Origin of the sequence: Streptomyces sp. NPDC058653, from assembly GCF_042716895.1 — a bacterium.
Taxonomy (GTDB): Bacteria; Actinomycetota; Actinomycetes; order Streptomycetales; family Streptomycetaceae; genus Streptomyces.
This window is the reverse complement of the sequence record NZ_JBHXRM010000013.1, coordinates 22092-38642: the sequence shown is the minus strand read 5'-3', so window position 1 is coordinate 38642 and position 16551 is coordinate 22092. Positions and strand designations below refer to the sequence as shown.

At 72.8% G+C, this 16551-nt stretch carries 12 protein-coding genes; 4 read left to right on the top strand and 8 right to left on the bottom strand.

The window, feature by feature from the left end:
- The 7 genes from ACFWU9_RS13870 to ACFWU9_RS13840 form a co-directional block, all read right to left on the bottom strand.
- A partial coding sequence (locus ACFWU9_RS13870; RefSeq protein WP_384317790.1) for a FadR/GntR family transcriptional regulator occupies positions 1–806 on the bottom strand: 806 nt, incomplete at its 3' end.
- Between the two features lie 90 nt (positions 807–896).
- A complete protein-coding gene (locus ACFWU9_RS13865; protein WP_384317788.1) occupies positions 897–1658 on the bottom strand; it encodes an SDR family NAD(P)-dependent oxidoreductase in 762 nt (253 codons plus the stop codon).
- Positions 1659–1728: 70 nt separating this feature from the next.
- Positions 1729–3873 carry an alpha-galactosidase gene (locus ACFWU9_RS13860; protein WP_384317785.1) on the bottom strand — a complete coding sequence of 715 codons (2145 nt, stop codon included), beginning with the start codon at positions 3871–3873 and terminating at the stop codon, positions 1729–1731.
- Positions 3870–4724, bottom strand: a complete 855-nt coding sequence (locus ACFWU9_RS13855; RefSeq protein ID WP_384317782.1) for a carbohydrate ABC transporter permease — start codon at positions 4722–4724, stop codon at positions 3870–3872. Before ACFWU9_RS13855 ends, ACFWU9_RS13860 begins: the two co-directional genes overlap by 4 nt.
- Complete coding sequence (locus ACFWU9_RS13850; protein WP_384317779.1) at positions 4724–5671, bottom strand: carbohydrate ABC transporter permease; 948 nt, start codon at positions 5669–5671, stop codon at positions 4724–4726. Before ACFWU9_RS13850 ends, ACFWU9_RS13855 begins: the two co-directional genes overlap by 1 nt.
- 1 nt (position 5672) lies before the next feature.
- Positions 5673–6956 (bottom strand): ABC transporter substrate-binding protein, encoded by a 1284-nt coding sequence (locus ACFWU9_RS13845; RefSeq protein WP_384317776.1) that lies wholly within the window; start codon positions 6954–6956, stop codon positions 5673–5675.
- Between the two features lie 148 nt (positions 6957–7104).
- Positions 7105–9303 carry a glycoside hydrolase family 27 protein gene (locus tag ACFWU9_RS13840; RefSeq protein ID WP_384317773.1) on the bottom strand — a complete coding sequence of 733 codons (2199 nt, stop codon included), beginning with the start codon at positions 9301–9303 and terminating at the stop codon, positions 7105–7107.
- 174 nt (positions 9304–9477) lie between these two features.
- Here ACFWU9_RS13840 and ACFWU9_RS13835 point away from each other — a divergent pair, with 174 nt between their 5' ends.
- Positions 9478–10716, top strand: coding sequence for an ROK family protein (locus ACFWU9_RS13835; protein WP_384317769.1), 1239 nt, complete (start codon positions 9478–9480; stop codon positions 10714–10716).
- Positions 10717–11271: 555 nt separating this feature from the next.
- On the opposite strand, the gene xylA is transcribed toward ACFWU9_RS13835, so the two are convergent.
- The gene (gene xylA, locus ACFWU9_RS13830; protein WP_384317766.1) at positions 11272–12441 is read right to left on the bottom strand and encodes a xylose isomerase; all 1170 of its coding nucleotides are present in this window, start codon (positions 12439–12441) and stop codon (positions 11272–11274) included.
- A gap of 250 nt (positions 12442–12691) precedes the next feature.
- On the opposite strand from xylA, the gene xylB reads away from it, so the two are divergent.
- The 3 genes from xylB to ACFWU9_RS13815 all read left to right on the top strand — a co-directional run bounded on the left by xylB (position 12692) and on the right by ACFWU9_RS13815 (position 16455).
- Positions 12692–14167, top strand: a complete 1476-nt coding sequence (xylB, locus tag ACFWU9_RS13825; protein ID WP_384317763.1) for a xylulokinase — start codon at positions 12692–12694, stop codon at positions 14165–14167.
- Positions 14168–14341: 174 nt separating this feature from the next.
- On the top strand, positions 14342–15463 hold the full coding sequence (locus ACFWU9_RS13820; RefSeq protein WP_384317760.1) for a hypothetical protein: 1122 nt from the start codon (positions 14342–14344) through the stop codon (positions 15461–15463).
- A 119-nt stretch (positions 15464–15582) separates the two neighbouring features.
- Positions 15583–16455, top strand: a complete 873-nt coding sequence (locus ACFWU9_RS13815) for an NAD-dependent epimerase/dehydratase family protein (RefSeq protein ID WP_384317757.1) — start codon at positions 15583–15585, stop codon at positions 16453–16455.
- Positions 16456–16551 lie beyond the last annotated feature (96 nt).

The window sequence follows — 16551 nt, the reverse complement described above, 5'->3', positions numbered from 1 at the left end:
ACCCGAAGCCTCCCCCTCCGGCAGACCCACCGCGTCGTCCTCCCTCGCGGGCAAGCCGGCCGGCGAGGGGCGGCCCCGGCCGGGCCGGCCGCTCCGGTGGTGCCGTGGACCTTGTCCAGGTCGCGGACGGCCTGGTCGAGCAGGGCGCGCATGGCCTGCTGGGCGGCGTCCGGGTCCTGGGCGCGTACGGCGTCCAGGACGGCGCGGTGGCTCGGCACGGGGTCCTCTCCGTGCGGCGAGGAGTGCACGATCCGGTCGCGGTGGGCGAGGCCGGACTCGATGACCATCTCCATGCGTGTCAGCAGTTCGTTGTGGGTCGCGGCGAGCAGCGCGCGGTGGAAGGCGAGGTCGGCCTCGACCGCGTGCGCGGCTCCGCCGTCCCCCTCCCCCATCTCCGTCAACGCCGCCTCCAGCGCGGCGAGATCGGCCTCGGTGCGCCGCTCGGCTGCGAGCCGGACGGCGGCCGGTTCGATGATGCCGCGCACCTCGCCGAGGTTGCGCAGGAGTGCCAGGTCGGCGCCGGCGCTGGTCCCTTCGGCGAACTGCCAGCGCAGGACGTCGGCGTCGAGGAGGTTCCAGTCCGCGCGGGACCTGACGAACGTCCCCCGGCGCTGCCGCGCGTCGACCATTCCCTTCGCCGCGAGCACCTTCAGGGACTCGCGCAGGGCGGTCAGGCTGACGTCCAACTCGCGCTGCAGTTCCACGAGATCGAGGGTGGCCCCCTCGGGGATCTCGCCGCTGAGCACCCGGCGCGCGAGAGTCTCCACGGTCTGGCCGTGCACTCCGCGGCGCGCGTATGGCGTCATGTGTGGTTCTGCCTTTCTGCTGGTCGTTCGTGAGCGGCGGTGGTTCGCGCCGGCCGGCCCGCCCGCAGGCGCGGAGCCGCCCGGGCCTCGCTAGGCCGAGGCCTTCACGACACTCCATCCGCCGTCCACGAGCAGACTCGATCCGGTGATGTAGGAGGCCTCGTCGGCGGCCAGGAAGGCGATGGCCGCCGCGACCTCCTCGGGGTTGCCGAAGCGGCGTGCCGCCGTGCCCTCGACGCTGAGCGCACGGTCCTCCTCCGGCACCCGGTCCCACGCGGCGGTGAGGATCGGGCCCGGCAGTACGGCGTTGACGCGTACGTCGGGTCCGTACTCGACGGCGAGCTGGCCGCAGAGCGAGAGGAGCGCGCCCTTGCTCGCCGCGTAGGCGGGATGGCCGGGAATGCCCATGTGCGCGTGGACCGAGGAGGTCAGCACCACGGCGCCGTGGTGGGCGCGCAGATCGGGCAGGACGGCGCGGAACCCGAGGAAGCCGCCGGTGAGGTTGACGGCGAGCTGGCGTTCCCAGGAGGCGACGGTCATCTCGTGCGCGGGGCTGACGTCCACGGTGTAGGCGTTGCTGACGAGGACGCCGACGGGGCCGTGGCGGTGGGCGGCGGCCACGACGAGGTCCCAGTCGGACTCCTCGGCGACGTCCGCCCGTACGAAGTCGGCGCGGCCCCCCTTGTCCCGGATTCCGGCGGCGACGGCCTCGCCGGGCGCCGTGTCGATGTCGGCGAGGATCACGGCGGCGCCCTCGGCGGCGAGCCGGGAGGCGGCGGCGGCCCCGATGCCCGACGCGGCTCCGGTGACCACGGCGACGCGGTCGTGGAAGCGGGCTGGTGCGTGGTTCATGGGGCTGTTCGACTCCTCCGGGTGCGGGGCCGCCTTCCGGCGTCCTGGGCGACTGTAGTGAGGTTGTGGATCATGAGGCCTCGGCCGGCGGTCCGGCGGGGTCCAGCCGGGTGAGCACCACCAGTTCGGCGTCGTGGTCGGCGCTCCAGCGGAACGGCAGGCCGTAGTGGAGGAGATACCCGCCCCCGTACACCGTGCCGGAGTCCTCGTCGCGGTAGCGGGCCACCGGGTCGAGTCCCCGCAGCCGTAGCCGGGCGGGGCGGCCCGGCACGAGCGGCGCGCCGTCGAGGGGGCCGGTGTTCCAGGCGGTCACGACGGTGCGGGCGCCCGCCCCTTCGGGTGCGGCCTCGTCGTACTGCACGCCGCACGTCGGCTCGGCGGGCGAGTTCAGCAGCCGGATCTCGCCGTGGTGGACGATGTCGCGGATCTCCTTGTACCGGGCGATCCAACGCGCGGCCTCGGCGCGCTGCTCGTCGGTCCACTTCAGGATGTCGGCCCCGACGCCGAGGACACCGGACATGGAGCTGACGAACCGGAAGGCGAGCGAGCGCGGCCGTGGGTCGAAGACGCCAGGCGCGTCGGTCACCCATGAGCTCATGGTGTGCGGGGCGTGGGCGTGCAGATAGCCGTACTGGATGGTGAGGCGGTCCAGCGGGGCGGTGTTGTCGCTGGGCCAGAGCACATCGGTGCGGGCGAGCGTGGCGTGGTCGATCCGGCCGCCGCCGCCCGCGCAGCCCTCGACGGTGACATGGGGGTGCGCGGCGCGCAGATGGTCGAGTACGCGGAGGTAGCCGGCGACGTGCGCGGCGTCGAGGTCCTGGCTCTCGACGGGGCCGCCGCCGGGCCGGCCGCGTTCGGTGGGCGGGCGGTTCATGTCCCACTTGAGATAGCTGATGGCGTACGTGCCGAGGAGCCGGTCCAGGGTGGCGATGACGAAGTCCTGGACGTCGGTGCGGCCGAGGTCGAGCAGGAGCTGGTTCCGTACGAGGGTGACCGGGCGGCCCTCGACGCGGTAGATCCACTCGGGGTGCTCGGCGTGCAGGGCGGACCCCGGACTGACCGCCTCGGGCTCCACCCAGAGCCCGAAGTCCAGCCCCGTCTCCCGCACTTGGGAGATGAACCGGTCGAATCCGACGGGGAACTTGGCGGGGTCGGGGTACCAGTCGCCGAGGCCGCCGGTGTCGTCGTTCCTGCCGGTGAACCAGCCGTCGTCGACGACGAACAGTTCGGCGCCGATGTCGGCGGCGACGCGGGCCAGGGCCAGTTGGCCGGCCGCCTCGACGTCGAAGCCGGTGGCCTCCCAGGAGTTGTAGAGCACCGGGCGCGGCCGGTGCAGCCGGTCGCCGGAGAGCCGCCGCTCGTAGCGGTGCCAGACGCGGGCGAGCCCTTCGAGTCCGTCGGGGCTGAACGCGCAGGCGAGTCGCGGGGTGGTGAGCGTGGCACCGGGCGCGAGGTGGACGGCGCTCTCGTGGGGCAGCCGGCCCGCCCGCACGCGCAGGGCGCCGCCCGGCTCCGCGTCGGCGGTGATGCGCCAACCGCCGGACCACTCAAGGGCGATGCCGTAGGTGGGGGTGGCGCCGTAGGCCGGTCCTGCCGCGTCCTGGACGGCGAGCCACGGCGCGTACGCGTGGCCGGGGACGGCCTGGGTGCTGGCCAGCTCGAAGCGCCCACGGGTGAGTTCGAGCTGGGTGCGCCGGAACTCCTGGGACCACTGACCGGAGAGATAGGTGAGGCGCGCGGTGTCGGCGACCGGGATGTTCACGGCGGCCGAGTCGAAGCGTTCCAGGCGCAGTTCGGTGTCGCCGGCGCAGCTGAGTTCGGTCCACCGGAGGATCACGTCGGTGCCGGGCACGGTCTCGTAGCAGAGGGTCGTGGTCAGTCCGAGGGTGTCGTCGGTGAAGGCGAGCCGTAGCGCGTGCTCGCCGTCCACGGTCGCGCCGGTGAAGCGCCACCACACGCCGCGTTCCTCGCCGGGGCGCCCCGCGACGAGGTCGGCGCCGGTGAACGGCCGTGGCCCGTAAGGGATGTACTCGGCGGGGGCGGCGTCGGCCGGGGTGATGAAGTGCGTACGGCGCGACCAGTCGAGCGGCGACGGTCCCTGCTCGGCGCCGTGCGGTCCCCAGGCGGCGAGTTCGGCCCATCCCTCGCCGGGGGCGAGGGTGACGGCGTACACGGTGTTCGCGGTGCGCAGCGACCACGGTTCGCGCGGGGTCATTTGACCGCTCCCAGATTGAGGCCGGCCACGAAGTGGCGCTGGAATCGCAGGAATACGAGGACGGTCGGAGCCGCCGCGATGACGGAACCGGCCGCGATCACATTCCACATGGACACATATTGCCCCTGGAGTCCGATCAGCGACGCGGTGATCGGCATCTGGCTGTCGGTCCTCAGCACCGTGATGGCCCACAGCAGATCGTTGAAGATCCAGGTGAAGGAGAGCGCGCTGAGCGCCGCGAGCGCGGGTGTGGTCAGCGGCAGCACGATGCGCCAGTAGATCTGCCAGGGGCTCGCCCCGTCGATCACCGCCGCCTGCTGGATCTCGACGGGGATGGACCGCATGAAGCCGTAGAGGACGAAGACGTAGAAGCCGACGCCGAAGCCGATCTGTACGCCGATGAGCGCGTAGAGGGTGTCGTAGATACCGAGGGTCTCGCTGATCCGGGAGACCGGGATGAGCAGGATCTGTGGGGGCAGCAGATTCCCGCCGAGCATCACCAGCAACAGCGTCCGGCGCAGCGGCAGTTCGTAGCGGGCCAGGGCGAACGCGGCCATCGAGGCGAGCGCCAGCGTGGCGAGCACGGTCGGCACGGTGACCAGCATGCTGTTGATCAGGGCCCGCTGCTGACCGCCGTCGACCCAGGCCTGGCGGAAGCCGTCGAGCGTGAAGGAGTGCGGCAGGCTCCCGAGCCCGTTGGCGGCGATGTCGTCGAACGAGCGGACGCTGGTGACCAGCACCAGGGCGATGGGCAGCAGCCAGAGCACGGACAGGGTGCCGGCGCCGAGGTGGAAGCCGGCGGTGGCCAGCTTGCGGCGGGTGGCCGTGGTGGAGCCGGAGGTGGCGGACATCAGTCGGCCTCCCGGAAGGCGCGGACGAGGTACGAGGCGATGACACCGAAGGCCAGCACGAAGATCACGACCGCGAGGGCGGAGCCGTAGCCCAGTCGCAGCGACTGGAAGGCGGTGGAGTACATGTACGTGGAGAGCAGCTCGGACGAGTGGTAGGGGCCGCCGCGGGTGAGGGCCCATACGACGTCGAACGAGCGCAGCGAGTCGATGACGATGACCGACAGGACGACGGCGTTGACGCTGCGCAGCTGCGGCAGGGTGATGTGCCGGAACCGCTGCCAGCGGCTCGCGCCGTCGACCTTCGACGCCTCGTAGAGCACCGGGTCGATGCCCTTGAGGCCGGCGATGTAGAGGATCATCACGTAGCCGATCTGGCGCCAGAGCGCGGGCACGATCACGGCGTACAGGGCGGTGTCCTGGTCGGCGAGCCAGGCGCGGGTGAGACTGCCGAGCCCGACGCTCTCGAGTGCCTGGTTGATCAGACCGTCCGGCTGGTACATCGCCTGCCACACCAGCGCGGTGGCGACGAGGGAGAACACGACGGGCAGGAAGAGCGCGGCCCGGTAGAAGCCGACGCCGCGGCGCTCCTGCTGGAGGAGCAGGGCGGCGCCGAGGCCGAGGAGCGCGGAGAGCCCGCCGAAGAGCAGCAGCCACAGGACGGTGTCGAGCACGGCCGTACGGAAGATGTCGTCATGGAGCATCTCGCGGAAGTTGCCGAGGCCGATGAAGCGCGGCGCGGAGACACCGTCCCATTCGGTCAGGGAGAGGTAGAAGCCCTGGACCGCGGGCCAGAACACCCAGAACGCCTCGGCGAGCAGGGGGACGAGGACGAAGGCGAGCACCACGGGCGGGACGCGCGTCGACCTCTTGCGCCGGGGTGCCCCGCCCTCTTTCGCCGTCGGCTGCCGCTGTTCCCTGCGCGGGCTGCCCGTGACGACCGCCGCCATCTCAGCGGCCCCAGATTTTCTGTGAGTCGCGCTGCCAGGTGGTGAGGATGGAGCCGATCTCCTTGGGCTTGGCGAGGAAGCGGGTGAGGGCGGCGTCGGCGGGCGGCTGGAGGGCGTCGCTGGAGTCGCGGTTGAAGTACTGGGTGAGTTCGGCGGCACCCTCGATCAGGGCCCGGCCCTTCTTCACCAGGGCGGTGCCGCTGTCCTTGGCGTCCGGGTGGGTGGGCAGCGCGGTGCCGGAGGAGTTCTTGAGGTAGATCTCCTGCGACTCGGCGGTGGCGAGATACCGCATCAGCTCCTTGACCTCGGCCTCGCGGCTGGTGCGGGCGCTGGCGAAGTAGCCGTCGGTGGGGGCCTCCTCGGCGACCGGGACCTTCGGGTCGATGACCGGGAAGCGGAAGAAGTCGAGGTCGTCCACCTGGTCCTTGGGGACGGAGTCGGCGAAGAAGGTGCCTATCAGCATCATTCCCGTACGGCCCTGGAGAAGCGCGGTGGTGGCGTCCTGGAAGGGCAGGGCGGTGCTGTTCGGGTCGAAGAAGGGCAGGGCCTCGCCCCACCGGTCGAAGACCTTGCGGACCTCGGGGTCGTCGAACCGGTGCTTGCCCGCGAGGAGTTCACGGTGGTAGGCGGCGCCGTTGATACGGATGTTCAGGTAGTCGAACCAGGAGGACGCCACCCAGGGGGTGTTGCCGCCGGCGCCGAGACCGATCGGCGCGACGCCCTTGCCCTTGAGGGTGTCGCAGAGGTCCAGGAACTCGTCCCAGGTCTTGGGCTCCTCGACGCCCCACTTGGCGAAGTTCGACTTCCGGTAGAAGACGCCCCACCAGTAGTAGGTGGTGGGGACGAAGACCTTCTTGCCCGCCGCGGAGGTGCAGAGCTTGCTCAACGCGGCGGAGTAGCCGGTGAGTTCGGGCTTGGTCCAGAGGTCGCTGACATCGAGGAGCAGATCCTTCGACGCGTACGACTCGGCGACCGAGCCGGGGTACCAGGTGTACAGGTCCGGCGGGTTGGCGGAGGTGAGATACGTCGGCAGCTGGGTGCGGAACGTCTCGGCGGCGACGGTGTTGAGCTTCGCCTTCGCGCCCCCCTGCTTGCCGAAGTCGTCGACGACCTTCTGCATGGCGGTCTTGGCCTGCGGCGCGGAGAGGTTGGACTGGAGGGTGACGTCGCCGCCCGACTCGCTCTTGCCGGTCGATCCCGAGGTGACGCAGCCGCTGAGCAGCGCGGCGGCGCCGACGGCGCCGGTGCCGGCGAGGAACTGACGGCGGCCTGGTGGGGTGGTCATGGGTGAACTCCCTGTCGGACGGTGCGGGTTGAGGGGTGGTGCGAGCGTCGGGGGGTGGCGATGTCGGGGGGATGCCTGGCGGCGATGCCGGGGGGTGCGGGGGGGGCCGGCCGGTGTCGGGTCCCGGCCGGCCCCCGGTGAGCGGGGGTTACGAGCCGGCGGGGACGCCCGTCTGGTGGACGCGGCCGTCGACTCCCCGGAAGGCGGCGAGCACGGTGTCGCCCGGGCCCGCGGTCGCGCCGAGCGCGCCGTCGAAGACGCCGCTCACGAACTCCTCGCGCGCCGACCAGCCGCCCCAGCCGTCGGAGCCGGTGCCGGAGGTGTACGCGCGCTGCCAGAGCGTGTAGTCGCCGGCCCGTGCGTACAGCCGCACTCCGCCGTCGACCGCGACCAGGGTCGGGCTGCCGCTGACGGTCCCGCCGAGCGATGTCCACGGCGACCAGGTGCCCGCCGTGTCCCGCACTCGCCACCACACCGCGTCCTCCGCGGTGCGTACGGCGACATGGGTCCGGCCGGCCTCGTCGACGACGGCGGACGGACGTCCGTACACCGTCCGGTTCTCGGGCGCGCCGAGCGTCGTCCACCCGGTGCGCGGGCCGCGCGCCTTGATCTGTCCGTCCTTGTCGTGGGCGACGAGTGTCCAGCGCTCCGCGCTCTCGAAGGCGACCGAGGGCGCGTCGGCGAGGGTGCCGCCGAGCTTCTGCCAGCGGCCCCACCGTCCGTCGGCGAAGGCGCGGTGGTATGCCGCGTTGTCGGTGCCGCGTACGAAGACGTCGACGCGGCCGGGCTCGTCGGCGGAGGCGTAGGCCGCGGGCTGGCCGAGGATCCGGCCGTGCGTCGGGCCGCCGAGATCGGTCGTGCGGGCCGACCAGTCGCCGTCACGTCCGCTCTGCTGCCGCAGCGAACCGTCGGCGCCCCTGGTGAAAGCGGTCAGCCGGTCCCCGTCACGTACCAGCGCGGGGCTCGCCGTGGAACGCGTACCGAGCGAGGCGCCGGGCGCGTCGTCCTGGCCGCGGAGGGTGAGGAAGGCGGTGCCGTGCGCGGGGACGGTGACGGTGTACGAGCCGCTGTGCGTGCTCCGGTCGGCGCGGGCGCGCACGTCCCGTACGGCCACGTCGCCGGTGAGTCCGGCGTCGGCGAAGCTCACCGTCCGCTCGGCGGCCTTGTCGGAGCGGTTGAGGAGGACGACCGCGCGCTTGCCCGCGCCCTTCAGGGTCTTGCTGTAGACGTCGCCGGTGGAGTCGGTGGCGACGCGTACGCCCTGGACGGCGAGCGGGTCCTGGTCGACGGCGATGATCTCCGGGTTGCGCAGGGTGTCGATCATCGACGGAGGCAGGGTGCGCGGGTCGGAGCCCATGACCAGCGGGGAGCCCATCACGGCCCACATGACGAGCTGGGTGGTGGACTCCTCCTCGGTCAGCTCGTACGAGCCGTCCTCCAGCTTGCGCATCGGGATGAGGTAGTCGGGGTCGTTGTAGTGCCCCGGTCCCTGGGCCTCGGGGTGCCAGGCGTTGGCGTCCATGTTGCGCAGGACGTTGGCCCACTGGCCGGCGGAGGGGGTGCCGAACGCGACGTCGGTGCCGGTACGCCAGGAGTCACCGGTCCGCGGGCCGTAGACGTACGTGTTGTGCGCGTCCTGCTCGGGGGTGTGCGGAATGCCCCAGTCGTCGGTCAGCGGGTTGCAGAGGTTGAGCAGCATCGGGCGGCCGGACTTGGCGACCGCGTCGCTGAACTCCTTGAAGGCGGGGCCCGGGTCGAGCTTCGCGGAGATCCCGCAGAGGAAGTCGACCTTGATGGCGTCGATCTTCCAGCCGGCGAACTGCCGCGCGTCTTCGGTGTAGTGGCCCCGGCTGCCGAGTCCGCAGCTCTTGCCGCCGTCGTAGGCGCCCGCGTCGGTGTAGATCCCGGCCTTGAGTCCGCGCTGGTGCAGATAGCTCACCAGGGCGGGGATGCCGGAGGGGAAGCGGCCGGGGTGGGCGGCGAGCCGGCCCTCGCTGTCGCGGGGGTTGTCGGCCTGCCAGCCGCCGTCCAGCCAGACGATGTCGTAGCCGGAGTCCCGGAGCCCGCTGCTGACGAGATGGTCGGCGACGGACCTGACCTCCTCCTCGGTGGGGGCGCCGAGTCCGTAGTAGGTGTTCCAGCCCATGTACGGCGTGGGGGCGAGCCCGCTGTCGTAGTACTCGGGCGCGCCCTGGTCCACGGTCCCGTTCCCGGTCCCGGTCGTGGCGGCCGGCTGCTGGTCCGCGGCCCGGACGGCGTCCCGGCCGTCGGCCGCCTGCGCGGAGGGCACGGCCACCGCGACAAGCGCGGCGACGACGGCGGCCACCGTGGCCCGATGCGAAGTCACTGATGTCTCCCGAAGGTTGGGGTCACGACGAAGACTGTCGCCGCGCGGCCCGACCCTGTCAACGATTATTACTAATTAATTTAAACAAGTGACCTGGCAGGTGACTGGTAGGACCAACGATCTCGTACGACCGGCCGCCCGTCCGGATACCGATCACATAGGCTCGACGGCACCATGAAGACCAACCACACATCGCTCGGTCCCAAGGCCGACAAAGAGACGGTGCGCCGCCACAATCTGAGCCTGGTGCTGCGCGCCGTACGGGACGAGGGCGAAGCGACCAGGGCCGGTGTGGCGGCGCGGGTGGGACTGACCCGAGCCGCGGTGTCGTCGCTGGTCGAGCAGTTGCTGGACAGCGGATTCCTCTCCGAGTCCGGCAAGACGTTCAGCGGACAGGCGGGCCGGCCGGGCACCGTACTGAAGGTGACGCGCTCCGGTCCGGCCGGCATCGGCGTGGAGATCAACATCGACTACGTGTCGGTGTGCGTCGTCGATCTGTCGGGCACCGATCGCGTACGCCTCACCGAACACCTCGACAATCGCGGCGCCGCGCCCGCCGAAGTCCTCGCCAGGGGCGCCCGGATCGCCGCGCGCACCCTCGACTCGGCGGCGGAGCAGGGGCTTTCACCGGTGGGCGTACAGCTGGCGCTGCCCGGTCTCGTCGCCGGGGGTACGGTCCGCCAGGCGCCCAACCTGGGCTGGAACCAGGTGCCCGCCGAGGAGTTGTTCGCGGAGGCGCTGGCCGAGGCGGCGCCCGCCGCGCCGGCGCTGCCGGTCCGGTCGGAGAACGAGGCCAATCTGGCGGCGCTCGCCGAGCTCTGGTTCGGCGGGCTGGGCGGGGTCCGCAGTTTCCTGTATCTCTCGGGCGAGATCGGGGTCGGCGGCGCGCTGGTGCTCGACGGTGAACTGCTGCGCGGCGCGAACGGGTTCGCCGGGGAGATCGGCCATGTGGTCGTCGACGCGGAGGGGCCGCTGTGCCGGTGCGGTGCGCGGGGCTGTCTCGAACAGTACGCGGGCCAGTCCGCGCTCCTGCGCGGCGCGGGCCTCGACGAGAACGCCGGGGTGCCGGGGGTGGCGGAGCTGGAAACCTTGGCCAGGAGCGGCGACAGGCAGGCGATCGCCGCCATCGGCGAGGCGGGCCGGATGCTGGGACGGGTCCTGTCGGGCGCGGTGAACCTGTTCGACCCCGACGCGGTGGTGCTCGGCGGTATCTACCGGGGCCTGATGCCCTGGCTCTCACCGCCCGCCGACGGCGAGCTGACCGACCGGGTGGTCTCGGGCCTCTGGCCGCACGACAGTGGCAGGCTACGCGCGTCATCCTCGGCGGGAGACGCGGCCCGCGGCGCGGCGGCACTGGTGGTCCGCGCGGTGCTCTCGGACCCGGTGGCCTACGCGGACCGCACGAGCGCGTAGCGCGCGGGGCGCGGGGGTTGCGGGGGTTGCTCGCCGGCGCGGCGGTGGTCGTTCCGGCGGACCTCGAACGGCACGGCCGAGGGCCGTCATGCCGCCCGGCACAAGGCGGTGGGCCGACACGGCGGTGGTCGTCCCGGCGCGGGGCGCGGGGAGACGCGCGGCGACGCGTCGAAAAATGCCAAGCGGAACTCGAACGCCACGGCCGAGGGCCGTCACGCCGCCCGGCACAAGACGCGGGCCGACACGGCGGTGGTCGCAACTGGCGTCGGGCCGACCCGGTGGTGGTCGTCCCGGCGCGGGGCACGGGGAGACGCGCGGCGACGCGTCGGAAAATGCCAAGCGGACCTCGAACGGCACGGCCGAGGCCGTCATGCCGCCCGGCACAAGACGCGGGGCCGACACGGCGGTAGGCCGCGACTGGCGTCGGGGCGGCCGTGGGGTCGTGCCCGCGCGCGGCGCGAGGGTGTCGGTCGCTGTCGGTGCGGGCGTGCGCGCACGTACGCGGGGCGGGCCGGGGAACGGCTCGCCCCGCGTGGGAGCGTCAGGGGTTGGGGGTCAGCGGGCGCCCAGGAGGTGGTCCATCGCCAGCTGGTCGAGGTGTTCGAACGCCATGCCGCGGCTCGCCGCCGCCGCCACGTCGAAGTCCTCGTACGCCGTGCGGTCGGCCAGCAGGGCGGTCACGCCGTCGGCGGCGGTCGGCTGGGCCAGCTCGTCCAGACGCGCGGCGCGCAGCGCCTCCTGGACCTCCGGGTCCGCGCGGAACGACGCCGCGCGCTCCTTGAGGATCAGGTAGTTGCGCATGCAGCCCGCGGCCGACGCCCACACCCCGTCGAAGTCCTCCGTGCGCGGCGGCTTGAAGTCGAAGTGCCGCGAGCCGTCCCAGCCCGCCGTCTCCAACAGGTCCACCAGCCAGAACGCGGCACGCAGGTCACCGGCGCCGAAGCGCAGGTCCTGGTCGTACCGGGTGCCGTGCTGGCCGTTGAGGTCGATGTGGAAGAGCTTGCCCGCCCACAGGGCCTGCGCGATGGCGTGCGGGAAGTTGAGCCCGGCCATCTGCTCGTGGCCGGTCTCGGGGTTCACGCCGTACAGCTCCGGGCGCTCCAGGCGCTCGATGAAGGCGAGCGCGTGGCCGACCGTCGGCAGCAGGATGTCGCCGCGCGGCTCGTTCGGCTTCGGCTCGATGGCGAACTTGATGTCGTACCCCTGCGACACGACGTACTCGCCGAGCAGGTCGAAGCCTTCCTTCATCCGGTCGAGCGCCAGACGCACGTCCTTCGCGCCACCGGACTCCGCGCCCTCACGGCCGCCCCAGGCGACGAACCTCTTCGCGCCCAGCTCGGCGGCCAGGTCGAGGTTGCGCAGGGTCTTGCGCAGCGCGAAGCGGCGGACGTCGCGGTCGTTCGCCGTGAAGCCGCCGTCCTTGAAGACGGGGTGGGTGAAGAGGTTGGTGGTCACCATCGGTACGACCAGCCCGGTGGTGTCCAGCGCCTGCCGGAAGCGCTTGATGTGCGCCTCACGCTCGGCGTCGGACGATCCGAACGGGATCAGGTCGTCGTCGTGGAAGGTCACTCCGTACGCGCCCAGTTCGGCCAGGTGCTGTACGGACTCGGTGGGATCGAGCGCCGGACGCGTCGCGTCTCCGAACGGGTCCCTGCCTTGCCAGCCGACGGTCCACAGGCCGAAGCTGAACTTGTCCGCGGGGGTGGGAGTGAAACGTTCCGTCATTCTCTGGCCGCCTTCATACCTCAGGTCCGGCAGGTGCAGACCTTTTTGTTTCCTGACATGACTAATAATGCACCTCCGGGTGGGTACGGAAAAGACCCCGCGTTCGCCCAACACCACCCGGAGGGACAAGCACCGCTTCGGGCTAGGAGATGACGCCCGCCCCTGCCGGATGCACGACAACATCACGTAATTTGTTGGCCTGCGGCCAAAATACTGTCGCAAGCCCCGGAAACCAGGAAGAGGTACGAGCGTGCCGCACAGCCAGGTGGTCATCGGCGTCGACAGCTCCACCCAGTCGACGAAGGCGGCGTTCACCGACGTGGCGACCGGACGGCTGCTCGCCGTCGGGCGCGCCCCGCACCGGGTGACGGGTGAGGCCGGGGCCCGGGAGACCGACCCCGAGATCTGGTGGCAGGCGCTGCGTGAGGCGGTCGCCATGGGCCTCAAGGAGTCCGGCGTACCGGCGACCGCCGTCACCGGCATCGCGGTCGCCGGCCAGCAGCACGGCCTGGTGGTGCTCGACGGCGCCGGAAAGCCGCTGCGGCCCGCCCTGCTGTGGAACGACACCCGCTCCGCCCCGCAGGCCGCCGCGCTCACCGAGGCGCTGGGCGGGCCCGACGCGTGGATCGCCACGACCGGGTCGGTGCCCGTCGCCTCCATGACGGCGGCGAAGTGGCAGTGGCTGCGGGAGAACGACCCCGCCTCGGCCGAGGCCGCGGAGGCCGTCCGGCTGCCCCACGACTTCCTCACCGAGCGCCTCGCGGGCACGGCGGTCACCGACCCGGGCGACGCCTCGGGCACCTGCTGGTACTCCACGGAGACCGGCACGTACGACCCCCAGCTGCTCGCTCTCGTGGGCCTCGACGAGTCGATGCTGCCGGCCGTCGCCACGACCGGCGGCACCCGGGTCGGCACGCTCACCGCCTCCGCCGCCGAGCAGCTGGGGCTGCCGGCCGGTATCGCGGTGGCCGCCGGGACCGGCGACAACATGAGCGCGGCCGTCGGCCTCGGCCTCGGTGGCGCGGGGCTGCTGGACCACCCCGTGCTGAGCCTCGGCACCTCGGGCACCGTCTTCGCCGCCACGCGCACCCGGCCCGCGTCGGCCGCGCTGTCCGGGTTCGCGGCGGCCGACGGCACGTTCCTGCCGCTCGGCTGCACCCTGAACTGCACGCTCGCCGTCGACAAGGTCGCCGAGCTGCTGCGCCTCGACCGGGAGGACGTGGCGCCCGGCGGGGAGGCGGTCCTACTGCCGTACCTCGACGGCGAACGCACCCCCGACCTGCCGACCGCGTCCGGCCTGCTGACGGGCCTGCGGCACGACACGACGCCGCAGCAGTTGCTCGGGGCGGCGTACGAGGGCGCGGCGGTGACGGTCCTGCGCGCGCTCGACGAGGTCCTGCGCGCCTGCGGCCTCGACCCGGCGGACCCGGCGGTGGCGGCCAGGCCGCTGCGGCTGGTGGGCGGCGGCGCCCAGGGCCGTACGTGGGTGGAGACCGTACGGCGCCTCTCCGGGCGGCCGGTGATCGTGCCGGAGAGCGGCGAGCTGGTCGCCCTGGGCGCGGCGGCGCTGGCCGCCGCCGCCGCGGGTGACGAGGACCCGGTGGCGGTCGCCGCGTCCTGGAAGACCGGCGACGGACCTGAACTCCCGCCCGTGGCACGGGACATGGAGACCTGGGAGCGCGTGGGTTCGGTGCTGGACCGGGCGGCGCCGAGCCTGCTCTCGTAGCACGGCTGGGGCCTGCGGGGCGGGTGGGGCAGAGGCGTTCACGAAGGCTTCGGCGCGCTCCCCCGCCCCGCCGGCGTACGCCTGAAGTGCCCTCTTGATGGCGGGTCGGGAACAGTCCTACCCTGCCGGTCTGCGCGGCGTCGCCGCGCGCCGGAGGAGGGACGAGACCCGCCCATGTCCGACGCACCGATAGACGACGCGCTCTCCGACGCACTGCCCGACGCGGACCTGCTCAAGGCGCTCGCGCCGTACGTCGCCAGGGGCGGCGGGCCGGCGGCCGGCCCGGTCCGGATCCGGGACGTCGAGCGACGGCAGCTGGTGCGCTGCGAGGTCGTCCGTTTCACCCAGCGGCGCACCGAGACCCAGCGGACCGCCTTCGGTACGGAGGACCTGTCGGCGCTGCCTCTTTACGAGGGCGCCATCGAGGACCACCCGCTGCCCGCGCCCGACGGACCGGGCACGCTCACGCTGATCCGCGCGGGCTCGTACCGGCTGGTGCCCTGCCCGTGCGACAACGGCACCCAGCAGTGCGCCAGTTGCTCGGGCGGTGGACGCCATCCGTGCTCCTGCCGCAACGAGCCGCCCCGGTGCGACGTGTGCCTGGACGTCGCCCCCTGCACGGAGTGCGAGACGACGGGCCGGCGCCGTACCCGTACGACGAAGGCCCGCCCCGCCGCGAACGGCCCGCATGCCACGGCTCCCGGCGCACAGCGGGTCACCTGCGCGGTGTGCGGCACCCCGGACGCCGCGTGCCCGCGCTGCTCGGGCCGGGGCCGGATCCGGTGCCAGGAGTGCGACGGCCGGGGGCACCTGACCTGCGAGCGCTGCTCGGGGCGGGGCGTGGGCACGCACGAGGTGTGCGGCGGCCGGGGCAGTCTCTCCCACTGGGTGGAGGGAACGGTCCGGTACGCGAACGAGAACGCGTCCCTCTCGCTGCCCAGGCCGGACTGGCCCGACCGGGTCCGGGAGCGGCTCGCGGGCGCCGCGCGATGGCGGGAGCGGGACATCCAGCCGGGCGGCGGCGTCCCCGTAGGCGTCGACGACGAACACCGCGCGGCCATGTCGACGCACCTCGCGCACGGGAGGACGGAGCTGTCCCGGCAGGTGACCCTCGAAACCTGCCCACTGGCCCGGGTGGAGCTGATGGACGACCCGAACCGGGTCTTCTACGTCTTCCCCGGCGACCGGAGCCTCGAAGTGGTCCCGACGCTCTCGCACCGGCTCAAGCGCCGTCTGATCGCGGCGGGCGCGGTCATCGTCATCGTGGTGGTCCTGATCCTCTGGGTGGCCCTCTAGTACCTGCCCCGGGGCCCGGCGACACCCCGGGCCGTCCGGCCCTTTCCTTCCTGGATGCCGTCCTCCGCGCTGGTCTACTGCGTGTGGATCTTCAGACCCAGCGGAGGAAGGACACAGTCATGCATGTCTTCGTCGCGGGGGCGACCGGCGCGGTGGGCCGGCTGCTCGTACCGCTGTTGCTGGACGCGGGGCATCGGGTGACGGGCACCTCGCGTTCGCGCGCGGGCGCCGAGCGGGTGGGAGCGCGGGGCGCCTCACCGGCGCGGGTCGACGTCTTCGACCGGAGCGCCCTCCACGAGGTGATGGCGGCGGCCGCGCCGGACGCGGTGATCCACCAGCTCACCGATCTGTCGGACGCGGACGGGGAGGCGACGAACCGGCTGCGTGTGGAGGGGACCCGGAACCTGGTCGACGCGGCCAAGGCCGCCGGCGTGCGGAGGATCGTCGTCCAGTCGATGTCCTGGATGTACGCCCCCGGGGACGGCCCGGCCATCGAGGGCGAACTGCTCGACCTCTCCGCCCCGGAGCCGCGCGGCTCGATCGTGAACGGCATCCGGGTGCTGGAGGAGACGGCCGCCGAGGTGGACACCGCCGTGTCGCTGCGGTTCGGAGTCCTCTACGGCCCCGGCACCTGGTACGAACCGGGTGGCCCGGTCGCCGCGGCGCTCTCCGGTGATCCGGACGCGCGGTTCCTGGGGAACATCGTGGCGGACAACTCCGTGAACTCGTTCGTCCATGTCGCCGACGCCGCCCGCGCGGCCGTCCAGGCGCTCGGCTGGCCGTCCGGCCCCGTCAACATCGTGGACGACGAGCCCGCGCGGGGCCGGGAGTGGGTGCCGGTCCTCGCCGCCGCCCTGGGCGTACCCGCGCCCGCCGTGGTCTCCGGCGGCGAGAGCTGGGCGCGGGGAGCGTCCAACACCCTGGCGCGTTCCCGGGGCTGGCGCCCCGAGCACCCCTCCTGGCGCGCCGGCTTCGCGGACCTCGCCACCTGACGCACCCGCACCGGCCGGCCCGCGTCCCTCAGCGGGAGGACACGCCGGAGGGTCCGGCGCCGGGCTCGCGGAGAGCCGGGTCCCGTCGCCGGCCGG